The sequence below is a fragment of the Lutibacter sp. B1 genome (assembly GCF_012524075.1).
Lineage (GTDB): Bacteria > Bacteroidota > Bacteroidia > Flavobacteriales > Flavobacteriaceae > Lutibacter.
The window spans coordinates 1-1,335 of sequence record NZ_JAAZUI010000094.1; the positions used below are offsets into that span (position 1 = coordinate 1).

Consider the following 1,335-nt stretch of genomic DNA (forward strand, 5'->3'; position numbering starts at 1 on the left):
AACGGGTTAGAATAACCAAAGTTGTGTTTTGGTTATCGCAATTTTTCGTTTTATAAAACTAATAAAATTTAAATTAAGAAACATTTTATTTTAATAAATGAAACAATTTTGGTTATGCATTGTTAGCTGTAGTATTTTATTTTAGTATATTCGTATCATTAAATTTTACTATGAAAATTGAGATTCAAGGATTTCACGGTACAAGTTATCAAAAAGCAAAAGAAATAATAACAACAGATTATAAATTGTCTTATGGAGATGATGAGTGGTTGGGTGATGGAGTTTATTTTTTCATTGAAGGTTTGAGCAAAAAACCAATCGAACAAGCTCAAAAGTGGGCAATAGCTCAATCTTGGGATAATCTAAATAAAAAGCTAACATACAGTAGCTTATCAATTATAAAATCAGAAATTGAAGTAGAGGAAGAAAATTTTTTAGACTTAACAATAGACGAAGGATTAGAAATTCTAGATTATATAATTGAGAAACATTCAGATAAGATTTCTAAATTAAAAAAGAGATTTAATCATATTGATGGATTGGTAATTAATTTTGCTCGAAATGAAAATATTTTGCCAATTGAGGTCTCAAAAGGGAATTTTTATATTAAATTTACAAAAGAGAGAATGTCAAATTTTGACAGAAGAACTTCAAATTGTACAATATGTTCTGTATATTTGCCAGCTAAAAATATTAAGAGCAAGGAATTAGTTTTAACTAACGAGATTGAATAAGATGAAACTTAATAAAGAAATAAAAGAAAGAATAGATAATTATTTTGATAATATATCAGCTGAAGAATTATATGAAATTTCTCTTAAATATGGTTTTGTAGAAGATTTTGGTTTTGAAATTTCTAATACAATGATGGATAATTTGAATGTAGATATTTATACATCAAGTACAGATCAAAGTTACGATTCTACGGATGATAGTAATCTTCCTTTAGCAGCTTAAAATGAAAATACAATTACAAAACTGGAAAGTTCAACGTCTAAATTTTGAATTATTGAGGGATAATCAAAATAGGGAAGAAAGTTCTTTTGGAATTAAAAAGGGTCAAGTATTTCCAGAAGAAGATAAAAAGAGCTTTGTCGTAATTTTTGAAATTGACTTAAAAGATAAAGATTTTGATTTAAATTTTGAATCTGCTTTTGTATTTAGTCTAGATGATGAAATTACAGAAGAATTTAAGTTTTCTGATTTTCCTAAAATTAATGCTCCAGCAATAGCGTTTCCTTATTTAAGAGCTTATATTTCAAATTTAACTTTGCAATCTGGATTTGAACCTAGAATTTTACCTTCAATAAACTTTGTGGCTTTATCTAAAGAAGA

3 protein-coding genes are annotated in these 1,335 nt (G+C 25.9%); all 3 read left to right on the forward strand.

The window, feature by feature from the left end:
* Window positions 1-170: 170 nt before the first annotated feature.
* Window positions 171-734: a hypothetical protein gene (locus tag HGB55_RS14985; RefSeq protein WP_168817875.1), complete on the forward strand. Its 564-nt coding sequence runs from the start codon at window positions 171-173 to the stop codon at window positions 732-734.
* A 1-nt stretch (window position 735) separates the two neighbouring features.
* A complete protein-coding gene (locus HGB55_RS14990; RefSeq protein WP_168817877.1) occupies window positions 736-957 on the forward strand; it encodes a hypothetical protein in 222 nt (73 codons plus the stop codon).
* Window position 958: 1 nt separating this feature from the next.
* On the forward strand, window positions 959-1,335 hold a 377-nt coding region (locus HGB55_RS14995; RefSeq protein WP_168817878.1), incomplete at its 3' end, for a protein-export chaperone SecB.